General features: G+C 56.1%; 1 protein-coding gene. It reads right to left on the bottom strand.

Going from position 1 to position 244, the window contains the following annotated elements:
• A partial coding sequence (locus AC0L3J_RS38320) for a hypothetical protein (RefSeq protein ID WP_473350612.1) occupies positions 1–192 on the bottom strand: 192 nt, incomplete at its 3' end.
• Between the last annotated feature and the right edge of the window lie 52 nt (positions 193–244).

Genomic DNA, 244 nt, shown 5'->3' with positions numbered 1-244 from the left:
ACTTTTCGCATCAATATCATCACCCTCAGCACCATTTGCGCGGGCATACCCCTTGACGGTGTATTCGCTGAACCGGTCGCGGAAGTCTTCCTCAAAATCCAGTGTCAGCAGATTTTCTCCGAGAACCAGCTCATCAGTGGCTGTGCTGGCAGCCCGGCTGAATACCAGCTCTCCGGCGGCATTGCTGGTCATCAGTACACCGCGTGCGCGGGAGGCACGTACCAGCGCCTCATAAACGCTTTCT

Source organism: Bradyrhizobium sp. Kon37, from assembly GCF_055807535.1.
Note: the sequence above shows the minus strand (reverse complement) of the source record. Positions and strands in the feature narration are given on the sequence as shown.